Here is a 16,148-nt window from a genome sequence, read left to right on the forward strand (position 1 = left end):
ACCTCATCGAGTGAAGCGAGCGGCCCCGGGGTTCAGCGTGCCAGCCCCACCGGAGCCCCCTGCGCCGGCACCACCGCCCGCCGCACCACCGGCTCCAGCAGCAGCGGCACTCCCAGCACCGGCAGCAGCCAGGCCAGCGTGATCAGCCGGTCGCCCCAGATGTTGATGTCCGGATGCCCGGCCTGGTTGAGGAACCCCGTGCAGGCGGCGGCCACCAGGAAGGCGCCGAACGCCGGCCGCCGCAGCGCCCCCAGGACACCGGCCGCCAGGAACGCGACGAACACCGGCTCCCACAGCTGCCGCCGCAGCCACTCCATCCAGAAGTTCCCCTGCAACTGGAAGAACTCCGCCCACGGCCGCTCCCGGTCGGGGCGGGCGAAGTGATCGGTGAGCAGGTCCTGCACGCTCTCCGACACCGACGGATGCCCCAGCAGCCGGGCCAGCAGCACCGTGCCGAACACCCCCACGCACCCGGCCCCCGCGAGCGCCACCACCCCGCGCCCCGGCTCCAGGCCCCGCCACCGGCGTCGTACGGCGATCGCCGCGCCCGCGCCCGCCAGGCACAGCCCGAGGAACAGGGCCTGCGAGTGCTTGACGGTGAACAGCGCGAGCAGCGCCGCGCCCACCAGCGTCAGGCCCGGCCGCGTCCTGTGCCCCTCCAGTACCAGCGCACAGCCCCACAGCGCCGCCAGGGTGAGCGTCAGCAGCAGTCCCTCGGTCATCGGGCGCATCGCGGTCGTCCCGCACGGCAGGACCAGGAACAGCGCCTGCCCGGTGAGCGCGAGCGGCACCGGCACCGACAGGGCGCGCAGCACCAGGAAGGCGAGCACCCCGCCCGCGCAGGTCACCACCACGCCCGCCGCCCACACGCCCCAGGTCACCCCGAGCAGAGAGATGAACGGCGCCAGGAACACCGGATAGCCGGGCCGCACCTCGAAGATCCGCATGAACCGCTCCGGCATGAACGGCACGGTGTGCCCGCCGGTCTGCCCGGCCGCCAGCCGCGCCTCCACCTGCCGCCACTCCCGCTCCCGGCACTCCCGCAGGACCTCCGGGGCGGGGTCGGGGGCGTGGAAACGGATCACGTTCACGTTCTGCTCGCGGTGCGCGATCGACGCCCGGCCCGCACAGAAGTAATCGATGGTGGCGATGGCCGCCTCCCGCTTGTCCGCACCGGTCAGGCTCAGGGCGTACGACAGGTAGTTCTTGCTGTCGGGGGTGTCCCGGCCGGTGACGTTGGCGAGTTGCAGCAGCGCGAAGACGGCGGCCAGCAGCAGGACCCGGGCGCGCGGCGTCACGACGGGGTCAGCAGGTCGACGCCGGTGGCCTGGGCGGGCACCCGGGCCGGTCCGGCCGGCCGCTCGGGCATCGGCTCGTTCAGCATCAGCGTCCGTACCACCCGCTCGGCGGCCCGGCCGTCGTCGAACTCGCAGAACCGCCTCCGGAACGCCGACCGCAGCCGCGCCGCCTCCTCGTCCCGCCAGGTCCCGGAGTCGAACAGCCACGCCAGCTCCCAGGGGGAGCGCGCCACATGGCCCGGCGCCTCGGCCATGATGTCCAGGTAGGTGCCCCGGCTCGCCCGGTAGGCGCCCCAGTCGTCGGCGTACACGACGATCGGGCGGTCCAGCAGGGCGTAGTCGAACATGACCGACGAGTAGTCCGTGACCAGCACGTCGGCGGCGAGCAGCACGTCCTGCACCTCCGGTTCGTCCGTCGCGTCGACGAGCACGCCCCGCCGGTGCAGCTCGGACAGGCCGAGGCCGCGCGCCGGTCCGGCGGCGAGGGAGGGGTGCAGGCGGACCACGAGGGTGCGGCCCTCGCCCAGGTCGGCGGCGAACCGTGCGAGGTCGAGCCGCTCCACCAGCCCGCCCCTGCGGTAGTCGCGGCGGGTCGGCGCGTACAGCACCACCGTGTCGCCGTCCGGGACACCGAGCCGTGCGCGCACCGCACGCCCCCGCTCCTGCGACGCCCCGACCAGGACGTCGTTGCGCGGGCTGCCGCTGCGCAGGGAGGTGAAGCGGCAGGGGTAGGCCCGCTCCCACACCAGCTCGGAGTGCCGGTTGGCGACCAGGCTGTAGTCCCAGCGGTCGGCCCGACGCAGCATCTGGGGTACGTCGAAGCCGAGCCGGGCGCCGGGCCGGTCCAGCAGATCGGCGCCCAGGTACTTCAGCGGGGTGCCGTGGTGGGTGTGGATGTGCACGCTTCCGGGGCGTTTGACCAGCGCCCCGGACCAGTTGACGTTGTTGACGAAGTACGTGGCCCGCTCGGTCACCCGGCGGTATCCGGGCGAGTCGAGCAGCACGTACTCGGTGTCCGGATCGAGACCGGCCGCCTGCTCCTCGTCGGCCAGCACCCATACGTTCCTGATGTGCGGGGCGAGTTCGCGCGCCGCGCGGTGGATCGCCGCCGGGTCGCCGAGCACGCCCCGGTGCGAGAACGCCGAGTACACGGCGAGGTCCGGGTCGAGCGGACGCCGGAACGCCGGCCGGACACGGGCGTACCGCGCCGCCGTCGCCGTACCCGCCTGCCGGGCCCGACGGCCCAGCTCCTGTCCGGCCTTTTCCGCCCGCTGCCGCAGGACGTACCCGGTGTAGCTCCCCTCCAGCACCCGCAGTTCCGCCGGGACCCGGACGCCCTCCGGCCGGTGCGCCCGGAACATCTCGGCCGTACGGCGGAAGAACTCGCCCTTGTCGGACGGCGGCAGGCGGTCCGGCTTGGAGAGGATGTCGAGGCAGTGCTCGCCCATCTTGGCGTGCAGGAAGGGCCGCCAGTGCGCGAGCGCCGGGCGGGCGTCGACGAACCGGAACACCCGCGCGTACTGCTCGTGGACGTCGAAGTGTCTGCGGCTGGTGGTGGACAGGATGCTGCCCCGGCGGCGCTGCCGGTAGTACACGCAGATCCGGTCCAGGGTCGCGATGCGCTCCGCGCTGAGCAGCACCGGGAACGTCCAGGGCGTGTCCTCGTAGTAGCCGGGCGGGAAGGCGAAGCCCTCCCGTGCGACGAAGTCACGGCGGTAGACCTTGTTCCACACCACCATCAGCAGATCGAGGATCTCCGGCCGCTCGGCGGCCGTGAACACGTCCTCGGTGGCCAGCAGACGGGCCAGGACGTTGCGGCGGGTGCCGCCCCACCAGTGGGTGCGGGCGTAGTCGAAGACCAGGACGTCCGGGTCGCCGGTCTCGTCGAGGCGGTCGGCCATCGCGCGCAGCGCGCCCGGGGTGAGGGTGTCGTCGCTGTCGAGGAAGAACAGGTGGTCGCCCGTCGCGTGCTCCATCCCCGCGTTGCGGGCCCGGCCGAGGCCCACGTTCTCCGGCAGGCGCACCACCCGGACGCGCTCGTCGCGGGCCGCGTACGCGTCGAGGATCGCGCCGCAGCCGTCGGGGGAGCGGTCGTCGACGGCGATCACCTCGATGTCGCGGTACGACTGCCCGAGCACCGAGTCGAGGCAGGCGTGCAGGTACCCCTGCACCTTGTGGACGGGGACGATGACGCTGAAACGGGGCACGTCAGCTCCTCACCAGGGTGGCGGCGGCCGCGGGGGCGGGGACGCGCTCCGCGAGCGGGATCACGGGCGGCAGGGCCTCGGGCGGCTCACCGAGCAGCACCCGGCGTACGACCCGTTCGGCGGCCCGCCCGTCGTCGAAGGCGCAGAACCGCTCCCGGAACCGGGCCCGGAGCGCCGCCGACCCCGCGTCCGCGTACGAGCCGTCGCGGAACACGCGGGCCAGCTCCTCGGGGGTGCGGACCACCGGTCCCGGCGGCCCCTCCATCAGGTCGAAGCAGACGCCCCGGACCTCCCGGTAGACGTCCCAGTCGTCGGCGTACACGACGATCGGGCGGTCCAGACAGGCGTAGTCGAACATGATCGACGAGTAGTCGGTGACCAGCGCGTCGGCGGCCAGGCACACGTCCTCCGACGAGCGGTGCGCGGTGACGTCGATGACCCGGCCCCCGGCCCGCGCGGTGCCCCGGTCGTAGAAGTAGTGGGCGCGCAGCAGGACCACGACGTCCTCGCCGGCCGCCTCGCAGAACGCCTCCAGGTCGAGGCCGGGCTCGAAGCCGGTGCGGTGGTCGCGGTGGGTGGGCGCGTACAGCACGGCCCGCGCGCCCTCCGGGACGCCCAGCTCCGCACGGATCCGGGCCACGTCGTCCGCGCCGGCCGCGCAGTACACGTCGTTGCGCGGGTAGCCGTACTCCAGGTGCTCGTAGGAGCCGGGGAAGGCGCGCTCCCACACGCGCGTGGAGTGCGGGTTGGCGGAGAGGTTGTAGTCCCAGCGGTCCACCCGGCCGAGCAGCCTGGTGAAGCTGCCGGTGGCGGCGGCCACCACCGGGTACGTCGACTGGTCGACGCCCATCGTCTTCAGCGGGGTGCCGTGCTGCGTCTGGAGGTGGACGCTGCCGGGCCGCTTGACCACGCCCTCCGCGAAGTTGGCGTTGTTGACCAGGTACTTGGCGCGGGCCAGCACCTCCCAGTAACGGCGGCTGCCGATGACCGCGTACTCGACGCCGTCCGGCACGGTGTGTTCCTGGCCGGCCTCCACCAGGAACACCGAGCGGATGTGCGGGGCGAGTTCACGCGCCTTGGCGTGGATCGCGGCCGGGTTGCAGGCGTAACCGCGGCCCCAGTACGCGCAGTACACGGCGAGGTTCGGATCGAGCGGGCGGCACAGGTGCATCCGGTACAGCAGCCGGGTGCGCAGACCCCGCGGGCGCGGCACCGCCGCCACGGTCCGCGCCACCGCGCGGCGGGCGCCGCGCAGGGCGGCGAAGGCCCCGTAGGAGCCCGACGCCAGCAGCCGGTGCTGCACCCCGAGGCTGCCGCGCGGGGGCCGGTGTCCGGTGGGGCGGTGGCGGCGGTACAGGGTGCTCGCCCGGCGGAAGAAGGCGCGGCGGCCCGACGGGAGCCGCCGGGGACGGGCGGCCGTCTTCAGCACGGCGGTGAAGAGCTGCTCGAACAACGGCGCCGACCGCTCGGCGGACAGCCCCCGTTCGGCGGCCCGCTCCAGCACCAGCTCGACCTGGTCCAGCAGTTCGGCGTGGTGCTCCCCGGGCAGGCTCAGCCGGCTGCCCTGCCGCCGCACCAGATGCCGTACGACGACCGTGCGCAGCACCGCCACCCGCTCGGCGGCGAGCATCGCCTGCCCGCCCCAGCCGATGTCCGTGAAGTGACCCGCGGGGAAGGCGAGACCCCGCTCGGTGACGAAGGCACGGCGCCAGGCCGCGCTCCACGCCGGGAGGCCCACGCCGGTGAGGTGCGGGGCGCGGTCGGGCGGGAACGCGCCGTCGGGGGCCTTCGCCAGCAGGGGCGCGGCAGGGTTGGAGGGCTCGCCCTCCCACCAGGGCGCACGCTCGTGCTCGAAGTGCAGCACGTCCACCGGACCGGTCTCGGTCAGGCGCGCGTCCAGAGCCGCGAGCGCGCCCGGTACGAGGACGTCGTCACCGTCGAGGAACAGCAGGTACGCCCCCGTGGCCGCCCGCGTCCCCGCGTTGCGCGCCCCCGCCAGCCCGGCCGACGGCGGCGCGTGCACCGGCGCCACCCGCGAGTCCCGCTCGGCGTGCCGGGCGGCCACGTCGGCCGCGGCGGACCCCGGCGCATCGCAGACCGGGATCAGCTCGAAGTCACCGAAGGACTGGGCGAGGACCGAGTCCAGCGCCTGGCCCAGCCGGCCGGCGACCCCGTGGGACGGGACGATGATGCTGAAGCGGGGCATTCTGCTCTTTCCGTAATCCGTGGTCCGTGAACCGTGTTCCGTGGTCCGTGGAGGATGGCGTGGCGCTCTCAGCGGGCGGGGCGTCGACCGGGCCGCCCCGCCGGAGGCCGGGTCGGGGTGGGTCGCGACGATCCGGAGGGCATGGGAACTCCCTGTGTCCACAAGGGGGAACGGCGGTCAGCCGCGGTCGGTGACGGTCAGGGCACCGGCGGGCTGCTGCTGCGGCACCGTCGTGAGCGCCGGCGGGCCGGACACGGCACCGGCCGACGGCACCGGGCGGCGCCCGTCCATCGGCACCACCGGCGGCAGGTCGCTCTCCCCGAGCACCACCCGGCGCACGACCCGCTCGGCGGCGCGGCCGTCGTCGTACGGGCAGAAGCGGGCGCGGAAGTCCGCCCGCAGCCGGGCGGAGCGGGCGCCGCACCAGTGACCGCTCGCGAAGATGTCGATCAGCTCGTCCTCGCCGCCCGCGACCGCGCCCGGCGGGAACGCCCGCGGGTCGAAATAGGCGCCGCGGGCCGCCTCGTACGCCTCCCAGTCGTCGATGTGCAGCACCACCGGCCGGTCCAGGCCCGCGTAGTCGAACATCAGCGTCGAGTAGTCCGTGACCAGGGCGTCCGAGGCCAGGCACAGCGCGGTGACGTCCGGATGGCCGGAGACGTCCAGGACCCGGTCGGAGGCGGCCTCGCGCGGCCCGCCGTACGGGTGGTGGTCGGCGAGGGACAGGACGACGAACCGCGGGCCGAGACGGCGCACCACGCGCTCCAGGTCGAGCAGCCGGCGCTGGGTGCGCCGGTAGTCGCGGTGGGCCGGCGCGTACAGGATCGCCACCGACCCCTCCGGGACGCCGAGCGACTCCCGCAGCCGGGCCACGTCCGCCCCGGTCGCCGTGTGGAACCGGTCGGTGCGCGGCCTGCCGTACTCCAGGGTGGTGTAGCGGCCGGGGCAGACCCGCTCCCAGGTCAGGGTCGAGTGGCGGTCGGCGGAGACGACGTAGTCCCACTGGTCGACCCCCGCGAGGAGCCGCGCGAAGTCGGTGTCCCGGGCCGCCGCGGGACGTTCCAGCAGGTCCAGGCCCTCGTGCCCGAGGGGGGTGCCGCGCCGCGTCTGCACCACGGTCTGCCCCTTGCGCTTGACCAGCCCCGGCACGGTGTCGGCGTCGGTCACCAGATACGCGGACCGGGCGAGCGCGCTCCAGTGGGCGGCCGTGCCGGGCACGAGCCGGCGGGCGCCCGGCGGAAGGGTGTGGTGGTACTCGGGACGGGCCGCCCAGGCGGTGCGGATGTGCGGGGCCAGCTCGCGCAGCGCCGACTCCAGGGCGCCCGGGTCACCGCCGTGACCGCGGCCCCCGTCGGCGGCGAAGACGGCCCGGTCGGCACGGAGCGGGAGCAGCCGCTGGAGCCGGTAGTGCAGGCGCAGGGCCGCGCGGCGCAGGGCGCGCGGCAGCCGCCCCGCGATCCGGGCCCACCTGCGGCGCAGCGCCGCCGCCAGCCGCAACGCCCGATAGGTGCGGTGCAGTCCGTAACGGACCATCGTGTGGTGGACCCGGGCACGCGCGGACCCGGCCGCGCCGGGCGTCCGATGGCGCCGGCAGTGGACACGCGCCCGGCGCAGGAAGGCGGCGCGCGACCCGCGCGGCAGCCGGTCCCGCCGCGTGTACACCGTCACCAGGTGGTCGACCATGCGGCGGAACAGCACCGGCCGCCAGCGCCGCAGCGCGGGCCGCTCGTCGAGGAACGCGAAGACCCGGTCGTACTGGTCGAAGACGTCGAAGTGCCGTTCGCTGGTGGTGCGCAGGATGCCGCCGGCCCGGCGCTGCCGGTAGTGCACGCACACCCGGTCCAGGGTGGCGATCGACTCCGCCGTCATCAGGACCGGGTACGTCCACGGGGTGTCCTCGTAGTAGCCGGGCGGGAAGGTGAAGCCCGCGCGCTCGACGAACTCCCGCCGGTACGCCTTGTTCCAGGCCACCATCAGCAGGTTCAGCAGCCCCGGCCGGTCCTCGAGACGGAACGGCGCAGGTCCCTGCTCGGTGAGTTCGGCGGCGACCCGGTTGCGCACGGCCTCGCCCGACCAGTAGGTGCGCGCGTAGTCGTAGACCAGCACGTCCGGTTCGCCCGTCTCCTTCAGCCGGTCGGCGAGGGCGAGCAGCGCGTCGGGCGTGAGGGTGTCGTCGCCGTCCAGGAAGACCAGGTAGTCGCCGGTCGCCCGCTCCATCCCGGCGTTGCGGGCCGGACCGAGACCGGTGTTCCGGGGCAGGTGCACGGCCCGTACGCGAGGGTCGCGGGCCGCGAACTCGTCGATCACCGCACCGCAGGCGTCCGGCGAGCAGTCGTCGACGGCGATCAGTTCGAGATCGGGATACGACTGGGACAGCACCGATTCCAGGCACTCGTGCAGATACGCCTGAACCTGGTACGCGGGGACAATGACACTGAACCTGGGCAAGGGGCATCCAACGGTCGGTGCGGGCGTTCTGCCCGGCAACGGCCGCCGGCCCCACTTGGTTACGCCCCCTGCGGCATCCGGGGGACGCCCGTCACGCGAAGGGGCGGACCTGTGACGGCCCGCCCCCTCAACATGTCGCGTACGTCGGCTACTTCACCGCGCCCGCCATCACACCGGAGACGAACTGCCGCTGGAACGCGAAGAACACGACCAGCGGGACCACCATCGAGATGAACGCGCCGGGCGCCAGGACGTCGATGTTGTTGCCGAACTGCCGTACCTGGGTCTGCAGGGCGACCGTGATCGGCTGGCTCCCGGAGTCGGTGAAGATCAACGCGACCAGCATGTCGTTCCACACCCACAGGAACTGGAAGATGCCGAGCGCGGCGATGGCCGGACCGGCGAGCGGCATCACGACCCGTACGAACAGCCGCAGTTCGCCCGCGCCGTCCAGCCGGGCCGCCTCCAGCAGCTCCTTCGGGATCTCCGCGAAGAAGTTCCGCAGCAGGAACACCGCGAACGGCAGACCGAAACCGACGTGGAAGAGGACCACACCGGCCACGGAGCCGAAGAGGCCGATGTTGCCGAAGAGTTCGGCGATCGGGATCAGCGCCACCTGCACCGGCACCACCAGCAGCCCCACCACCGCCAGGAACCACCAGTCCCGGCCGGGGAACTCCATCCAGGCGAAGGCGTACCCCGCGAGGGAGCCGATCACCACCACCAGCACGGTCGCCGGGACGGTGATGTACACCGTGTTCAGCAGCGAGCCGGTGATGTCGTCGTTCTCCAGCAGCGTCTCGTAGGCGCCGAAGGTGAGCTGCGAGGGCTCGGTGAACACCTTCCACCAGCCGTCGGCGGCCATGTCCTGCGGGGTGCGCAGGCTGGCCAGCAGCAGGCCGACCGTCGGGACCAGCCAGAACAGGCCCACGACGATCAGGAAGACGCGGACCAGGCCGCCGCTGACCCACTGGCTGAGCCGGGAGCCCAGTGACCGCTCGGCCTTGACGGTGGGGACCGCCTTGGTGACGCTGCCGGCGTCCGCACTCATCGCCGCACCTCCCGCCGAAGCCGCCGTACGTTGAACCACATCACCGGGATGACGAGCAGCAGCAGGAACACCGCGATCGCGCTGGCGATGCCCGGCTGGTCCGCCGCGAAGCCCTTGCGGTACAGCTCCAGCGCGAGGACGTTGGCGTCGTCCTGGGACGAGCCCGGGGCGATGATGAAGACCAGGTCGAACACCTTCAGCACATTGATCATCAGGGTGACGGTGACGACCGCGAGGACCGGCGCCAGCAGCGGCACCGTGACACGTCTGAACACCTGCCACTCGTTCGCGCCGTCCACCCGCGCCGCCTCCAGCAGCTCCCGGGGCATCCCCGCGAGCCCGGCCGCGATCAGCACCATCGCGAAGCCCGCCCACATCCAGATGTACGAGCCGATGATCGCCGGTGTGACCAGCGACGGGCCGAGCCAGTCGAGGCCGTTGTACGGCTCGGCGAAGTTGCTCGCCGGGAGCCGCAGTTGTGCCCCGTCGGCCTTCGAGGAGAAGGAGAACGTGCCGTCGTCGCCCGCCGTGGCCGTCTCCACCACCTCGCCGTCCTTGACGGCCTCGATCTTCATCCCCGGATAGCCCAGCTCGGCCGCGTCGACGCCGTTCAGCGTGCCGACGCCCTTGCCGCGGGTGAAGTCCTGCCAGGTGGTGCCGGTGATCCGGTCGTCCTCCGGCTTCGGCGCCGCCGCCCGCTCCGCGTCGTCCGGCATCAGGTCCGGGGCGACCCCGACCAGCGGCAGCGTCACCGTGTCACCGGCGCTCACCGTCCCCTTGGTGATGAACGCGCCCCCGCCGGCCGGTTCCAGCGGCGACTCGCGGCCCGGGTGCGCCTTCGGGAACGCCGACGACTGGGCGAAGGTGTCGTGCACCCCCACCCACACCGCGTTCGCCACGCCCTTGTCCGGGTCCTGGTCGTACACCAGCCGGAAGATGATCCCGGCCGCCAGCATCGAGATCGCCATCGGCATGAAGACGACCAGCTTGAACGCCGTGCCCCAGCGCACCCGTTCGGTCAGCACCGCGAAGACCAGACCGAGGGCGGTCGCGATCGTCGGCGCGAACACCACCCAGATGACGTTGTTCTTCAGGGCCGTGCGGATGCCGTCGTCGGTGAACAGCGCCCGGTAGTTGTCGAATCCGGCGAAGCCGTCGCCGGACTGGTCGTAGAAGCTGCGGACGACGGAGTACCCGATCGGGTAGACCACGAGCGCACCGAGCAGCACGAGCGCGGGCAGCAGGAACAGCGCCGCCACAGTTCCGCGGGTGCCGGTGACGCTCTTGCGCGACTTGGGAGCGGCAGGGGCCGCCTTCGGTGCCCCTGCCGCCGTGTCCGACGCCATCGCCGGATCAGTTCCCGTACGCCGCGGCCGCGTCGGCCTCCAGCTTCGCCTGCGTACCGGCGACGTCCTCCGGGTTCTTCAGGAAGTCCTGGAGGATCTTCCACTCGCCCTTGCCGGGCGTGCCGCCGAACGCCTGCGGGGCCTGGTCGGACATGTCGAAGCGGAAGTCGTCCCCGGAGTCGACGAGCGCCTTGGCGATCTTCTGCTGGACCTCGTTCGGGTACGCCGAGGCCGGCACGTTCTTGTTCGGCGAGAGGTAGCCGCCGAGCCCGGCGTGGATGCGCGCGGCGTCCGGGGAGGCGAGGAAGGTCGCCAGCGCCTGGGACGCCTCGGAGTCCTCCAGGATCACCGCCGCGTCGCCGCCGGACACCACGGGCGGGGTGTCACCGACCGCCGGGAACGGGAACACCTTGGCGTCCGTGCCCACCTTCGCCTCGGTCTCGCCGATGTTGACCTGCGCGAAGTCGCCCTCGTAGACCATGCCTGCCTTGGGCTGGTCACCGCCGGTGAAGGTCTGCGTCACGGACGTCGGGAAATCGGTCCCCAGCGCGCCGGAGGCGACGTAGTCCTTCCTGCCCCAGATCTCGGCGAGCGTGGTCAGCGCCTCCTTGACGGAGGGGTCCGTCCACTTGATCTCGTGCTGGGCCAACTGGTCGTACTTCTCCGGTCCGGCCTGGGAGAGGTAGACGTTCTCGAACCAGTCGGTGAGCGTCCAGCCTTCGGCGCCGCCGACCGAGAACGGGGTGACACCGGAGTCGTAGACCATCTGCGCGGTGGTGAGCAGTTCGTCCCACGTCTTCGGCTCGGCGGCGCCCGCGTTCTCGAAGACCTGGGCGTTGTACCAGATCAGCGACTTGTTGGCGGCCTTGTAGTAGACGCCGTACTGCTTGCCGTCGACCTTGCCGATGTCCTGCCAGCCCTGCGAGTAGTTCTCGCCGAGCTCCTTGGCCGCCTCGGCGCCGAGCGGCTTGGCCCAGCCCTTGTCGACGGCCTGCCTGATGGCGCCCGGCTGCGGCAGCATCGCCACGTCCGGCGGGGCGCCGCCCGCGACCTTCGAGCCGAGGAAGTTGATGATCGGGTCCTGGGCGGGGACGAAGGTCACCTTGGCGCCGGTGCGCTTCTCGAACTCCGCGAGGACCTTCTTGAAGTTGGCCTGCTCGGCGCCGGTCCACACGGCGGCGACCTCGAGGCTCGCGCCGTCCAGCTTGGGAAGGGTGACGGTGGTCCCGGTCTCGCCGCCGCCCTTGTTCTCGTCATCGCTGTTGCTGTCGTCGTCGCCCCCGCCGCACGCGGTGAGCGAGACCGCGAGCACTCCCGCGGCGAGCGCCGCGGCGGCCCTGCGGGTGCGGGGGGCCGTCACGTGGTTCTCAGACGACCTGCGTGTCCGGATGATCCTGCTCGTCCTGCGCATCACTGCCCCGTTCTTCGTACTCCGTCGAACGCCGAGCGCTGTCCCGTGCGCTCTGGTCTACGCCCGGGGGGTAGGGGTGGCAAGACCGCCTCCCGTGTCAAGACGGCTATCGTGACCGCGTCGTGACCAGGCGTCACCGGTCGGTGCGGACAAGGCCCGCGTAACCGCGGGCAGTCGCATGCCGCGTCAGCCGCGGGCAGTCGTGCCGCTGGGGCGGCACGGGTGGGCGCGACGGCACCCCCGCAAGCGCCGGGCCGCGCGAACACCCCCGCCCAGCCCTCACCCCGTGCACCCGCACAACCGACCGCCCCGTCAGAGCAGCGACGGCACCTCCGCCGCAGCAACCTGCCGCGCGGCCCGCTCCAACGCACTGGCGAGCAGAGCCAGATCGGTGGGCCCGTTACCGAGCTCACGAACCTGCCGCCGAGCCGGCGGATCCCCCATCCGATGCCACTCCAGAGGCACGACCGTCGGCCGCAAAGTCGCCGTCCGCGGAATACGACCGGTCACCCGACCCCCCTGGAACGCCGTCTCCCGCCCGTCCGGCAGGACCACCCGCCCCCGCCCCGGCGCAGGCTCCTCCGGCCCGCCCCCCGACACCACCGCGTCGAGCGCGACCCGCAGCGACGCCTGCCGCACCGGCTCGCTCTGCGCCGTACGGTCGCAGGGCCCGCTGGCCACCACCAGATGCACGCCCAGCCGCTCACCGTCCCGCGCCACCGCCTCCAGCGCCCGCATCACCGATCCGGCGGCGGGCCGCCCGGGCGAGCCGAGCGCCGGGGACACGAGCGCGTCCAGATCGTCCACGACCACCACCAGCCGGGGCAGCGGCGGCGCGGCCCCGGTCTTGCGCCGGTCCGCCCCCGGCCGCAGCCGCAGCGTCGAACTCGGCGGGGTGTCGAGGTCCCCGTTCTGCTCCGCGCGGGACGCGACCGCCGTGCGCTGGGCGACCATACGGTCCGACAGCTCCCGTCCGGTGTGCCACTCCGTGAAGTCCGACCGGCCCAGCAGCTCCGCGCGCCGCTTCAGCTCGGCGCTCAGGGACTGCGCGAACTCCCGCATCCGCACCGGGTCGTTGGCGCACAGATGCGTGGTGACATGCGGTACGTCCGTACAGACACGCAGGCCCTCGCCGGGCGCGTCGCCCGTCGTGGGCACACCCCGGCCGTCGACCAGCACGATGCCCAGCCGGTCGGGACGCTCGGCGGCGGCCAGCGAGGCGACGACCGCCCGCAGCAGTTCCGTACGACCGCTGCCGGACGGCCCCTCGACCAGCAGATGCGGTCCGTCGGCGGCGAGGTCGGCGGTGACCGGTCCGCGCGGACCGGCGCCCAGTATGGCGGTGACGCGTCCGCCGAGCGCCTGGGTGTCGTCGGCCGCGTCCGCCCAGCGGGCCATCAGCGAGGCCGGGGTGGCCCGGGCCAGGCCCAGTTCGTCGAGGAGCCGCGCCGACCGGGGCAGCGGCGCCGACACGCGCGCGTGCCGCTCCCCGCCGGTGCCGTCCGTGCGCAGCGGCGCGAGCGCCCGCGCGAACCGCTCGGCCCAGGCGGGGGAGACCGCGTCGACCGTGGCGAGGGTGCCGTGGCCGACGGGGCCGGGGGGACGACCGGAGCCGGTCCCGGCCACCCGCAGCAGGCGCAGGGCGGTCGCCACGTCCCCGCTGAGCAGGGCGACGGCCCCGCACCGCCGGAACGTCGGCGCCACCGCGCAGGCCGCCTCGTACGTCTCCGTCACCGGGGACACGGGGGAGGCGGCGGCCGTCTCGGCGAGGCACACCACGTGGATCCCGGCCCGGGGCCCCTCCAGGGCCAGCCGTGCCACCGCCTCGCGCGCGTCGGGGCCGCCGGGGTCACCGTCCACGACGACCACGGTGTACGGCCCTTCGCCGCCGGATATGCGGGGGGCCGCGTGGTCGTGGTCCGCCAGCCGGCGCAGCAGTTCCTCGGCGCGGGCCGTGGCCTGTTCGTGGTCGTGCGCGAGGAGCAGGCGGCAGTCCTGGCCGTGCCCCGGGCGTACGTGCGGCAGCCAGCCCAGCCAGGACCACTCGGCGGTGCGCTCCGCCAGGGGGCGGGAGTGGTCCGCGGCGATCAGGACGATCTCCAGGGAGTCGGGGGAGTGCAGCGCGGCGAGCTGGGCGAGTACCGCGCGGGCCAGCCCGGCGAGCCGCTCACGCGGGCCGGCCAGTCCCAGCGCGCCGACCTCACGCAGCCCCGAGGTCACCGGTACGGCGGGCAGCAGGCCCGAGCCGTCCGGCGCCGCCCGGTCCGCCGTGCCGAGCCGCACCGCGAGCGCCTCCGGGTGCCCCGGCCCGCGCTCCCACAACCGGGGGCCGGGGCCGAGCGCGGTCAGCAGCAGCGTGGCGGGGTCCGGCCAGGTCTCGGGCATGGCGGGGGCGGTTGCGCCCGGGTCGGGTGCGCCACCGGAGCCCTCCTCGTCGTGGGTGGCCCACGCGGCCTCCGGTTCCTGCCGTCCACCGGTCAGCCGCCGTGCCCAGGCGGTGAGTCCACCGCGCCTGCGCCCGCCCGTCGGCCGGGTGAGGTCGGTGCCGCGCACGGGGGTGCCCTTGCGGGTGCCGGGGAACTCCTCGTGCGGAATGAAGGGTGCCCCGGTGGGCATGTGGCCGGTGGCGGGCCCGGTGGTCGGGCCGGTGAGGCGGCCGGGCGCCGGGACGGCCGTCCCGGCGGCGTCGCGTTCGGGAGCGGCGGCGTCGGGGTCCGCACCGCGCGCGCCCACGCCGGAGCGCCCCGCGTGCGTGTCCCCGTCGGCGGGCGACGACCGCGAGACGCGGCGGCCCTTGGGGAGGTGGGGCACGTCTCCCCGGGTGACCGTGTGTACCGTGCGCCCCCCGGGGGCGGGGTCGGTGCGCTCGATCCCGGGGGCGCGGCCCTGTCCCGGCACTCGCGGCGGTTGGCCCGCACCGTCCCACCGCGTCGTGTCCGGTGTCTCCCGTACGCCCTGTACGTCCTCCCGTACGTCCGGTGGCGTCACGGCCCAGCCGGCCGAGCCGTGGGCGTGGTGGGTGGGTGCCGTCGGTGCCGCCACGCGTGCGTGGGCGTCCTCGTCGTCGGCCTGCCAGGCCGGGGGCGGTACCCGTACGTGCCCCTCGCCGTCCGGTGTCGTGGCCGCTCGCGCGGGGGGACCCGCCGTCGGGGTCAGGCGCAGGGCCGACTCGCCGATGCGCAGGAGCGCGCCCGGGGCGAGGCGGACCGGGCGGGGGCCCACGCGCCGGCCGTCCAGGGTCGTGCCGTTGGTGGAGTCGAGGTCGACGACCGAGACGCCGCCGTCCGGGGCGACCGTCACGGCGCAGTGCAGCCGGGAGACGTCCGGGTCGTCGAGCGGCACGTCGGCGTCGGCGGAACGGCCTATGCGGATCTCGCCGCCGTGCAGCAGGTGCACCCCGCCCGCGTCGGGACCGGCGACGACGTGCAGCCGGGTCGGGGCCTCGTCCAGCTCGGGATGCGGCTCGGGCTCGCCGGGGGCGCCCACGGCCAGCACCGCGCCGTCGATCAGCGGCGGCTCGCCCAGCGTGCAGCGCTGGGCGTCGAGCCGCTGGTCACCGGCGTACAGCACCGGTGAGCCGGACGAGCCGTCACCGCCGGAGACCACCGAGGCCAGCGCGGAGGCGACCGCGGCCAGGGCCGTGCCCGCGGGCGCCGTGACCAGCACGTCACAGCTCGCGGCCCGCTCCCGCGCGGGGGAGGAGGGGCCCAGCGGGTCTACGACGGTCAGCCGGATCTGCATCGCCGTCAGCGGTCCCTTCTGCGCGGGCGCCCGCGACGCGGGGGGACACCACCGCCCCGCGGATCCCCCGACCGCGGACTTCCCCCACCGCCACACGCGCACGTACGGCCAGTACTGCACGCATCCTCGCACCTGCCACCGACAACGCGCCCGCCCTCCGGCAGCAAATGATCTTGATTGGTCGGCTCTGCCCGTAAAAGTGCCTGACCGGTGAGGAGCGAATGATCGTTCAGAGTCCGCTTGAGATCGGTCACGTCCGGCATGCGGCAACCAACGGACCGAGTCGAGCGTCTTTCCTTCGGAACGTTCAGGACCTTCGAACCCGGACGGGAACCGGTACGTAAGACCCACCGTGAGATCACCGTGAGATCACGTCGAAGACGACCAGCCGGTATCCCGCGTGGCGGCACTACAGTGGGTCGGAACATTCCGTAGCACGG

The 16,148-nt window shown here is 73.8% G+C and carries 8 protein-coding genes; all 8 read right to left on the reverse strand.

Annotated elements, in window-relative coordinates; all coding sequences use genetic code 11:
• Positions 1 to 32: 32 nt before the first annotated feature.
• Positions 33 to 1,298 carry a hypothetical protein gene (locus AMK33_RS05280; RefSeq protein WP_073931569.1) on the reverse strand — a complete coding sequence of 422 codons (1,266 nt, stop codon included), beginning with the start codon at positions 1,296 to 1,298 and terminating at the stop codon, positions 33 to 35.
• Positions 1,295 to 3,505 carry a bifunctional glycosyltransferase/CDP-glycerol:glycerophosphate glycerophosphotransferase gene (locus AMK33_RS05285; protein ID WP_073931570.1) on the reverse strand — a complete coding sequence of 737 codons (2,211 nt, stop codon included), beginning with the start codon at positions 3,503 to 3,505 and terminating at the stop codon, positions 1,295 to 1,297. Before AMK33_RS05285 ends, AMK33_RS05280 begins: the two co-directional genes overlap by 4 nt.
• Before the next feature lies 1 nt (position 3,506).
• Positions 3,507 to 5,711 (reverse strand): CDP-glycerol glycerophosphotransferase family protein, encoded by a 2,205-nt coding sequence (locus AMK33_RS05290; RefSeq protein ID WP_073931571.1) that lies wholly within the window; start codon positions 5,709 to 5,711, stop codon positions 3,507 to 3,509.
• A gap of 177 nt (positions 5,712 to 5,888) precedes the next feature.
• Complete coding sequence (locus AMK33_RS05295) at positions 5,889 to 8,159, reverse strand: bifunctional glycosyltransferase/CDP-glycerol:glycerophosphate glycerophosphotransferase (protein WP_073931572.1); 2,271 nt, start codon at positions 8,157 to 8,159, stop codon at positions 5,889 to 5,891.
• 148 nt (positions 8,160 to 8,307) lie between these two features.
• Positions 8,308 to 9,210: a carbohydrate ABC transporter permease gene (locus AMK33_RS05300; RefSeq protein WP_073931573.1), complete on the reverse strand. Its 903-nt coding sequence runs from the start codon at positions 9,208 to 9,210 to the stop codon at positions 8,308 to 8,310.
• Positions 9,207 to 10,556, reverse strand: coding sequence for a carbohydrate ABC transporter permease (locus AMK33_RS05305; protein WP_079194758.1), 1,350 nt, complete (start codon positions 10,554 to 10,556; stop codon positions 9,207 to 9,209). Before AMK33_RS05305 ends, AMK33_RS05300 begins: the two co-directional genes overlap by 4 nt.
• A gap of 7 nt (positions 10,557 to 10,563) precedes the next feature.
• Entirely contained in the window at positions 10,564 to 11,967 is a 1,404-nt protein-coding gene (locus AMK33_RS05310) for an ABC transporter substrate-binding protein (protein ID WP_073931574.1), read from the reverse strand.
• Between the two features lie 312 nt (positions 11,968 to 12,279).
• Entirely contained in the window at positions 12,280 to 15,708 is a 3,429-nt protein-coding gene (locus AMK33_RS05315; RefSeq protein WP_073931575.1) for an FHA domain-containing protein, read from the reverse strand.
• Between the last annotated feature and the right edge of the window lie 440 nt (positions 15,709 to 16,148).

The sequence above is a fragment of the Streptomyces sp. CB02400 genome, from assembly GCF_001905725.1.
Lineage (GTDB): Bacteria > Actinomycetota > Actinomycetes > Streptomycetales > Streptomycetaceae > Streptomyces > Streptomyces atrovirens.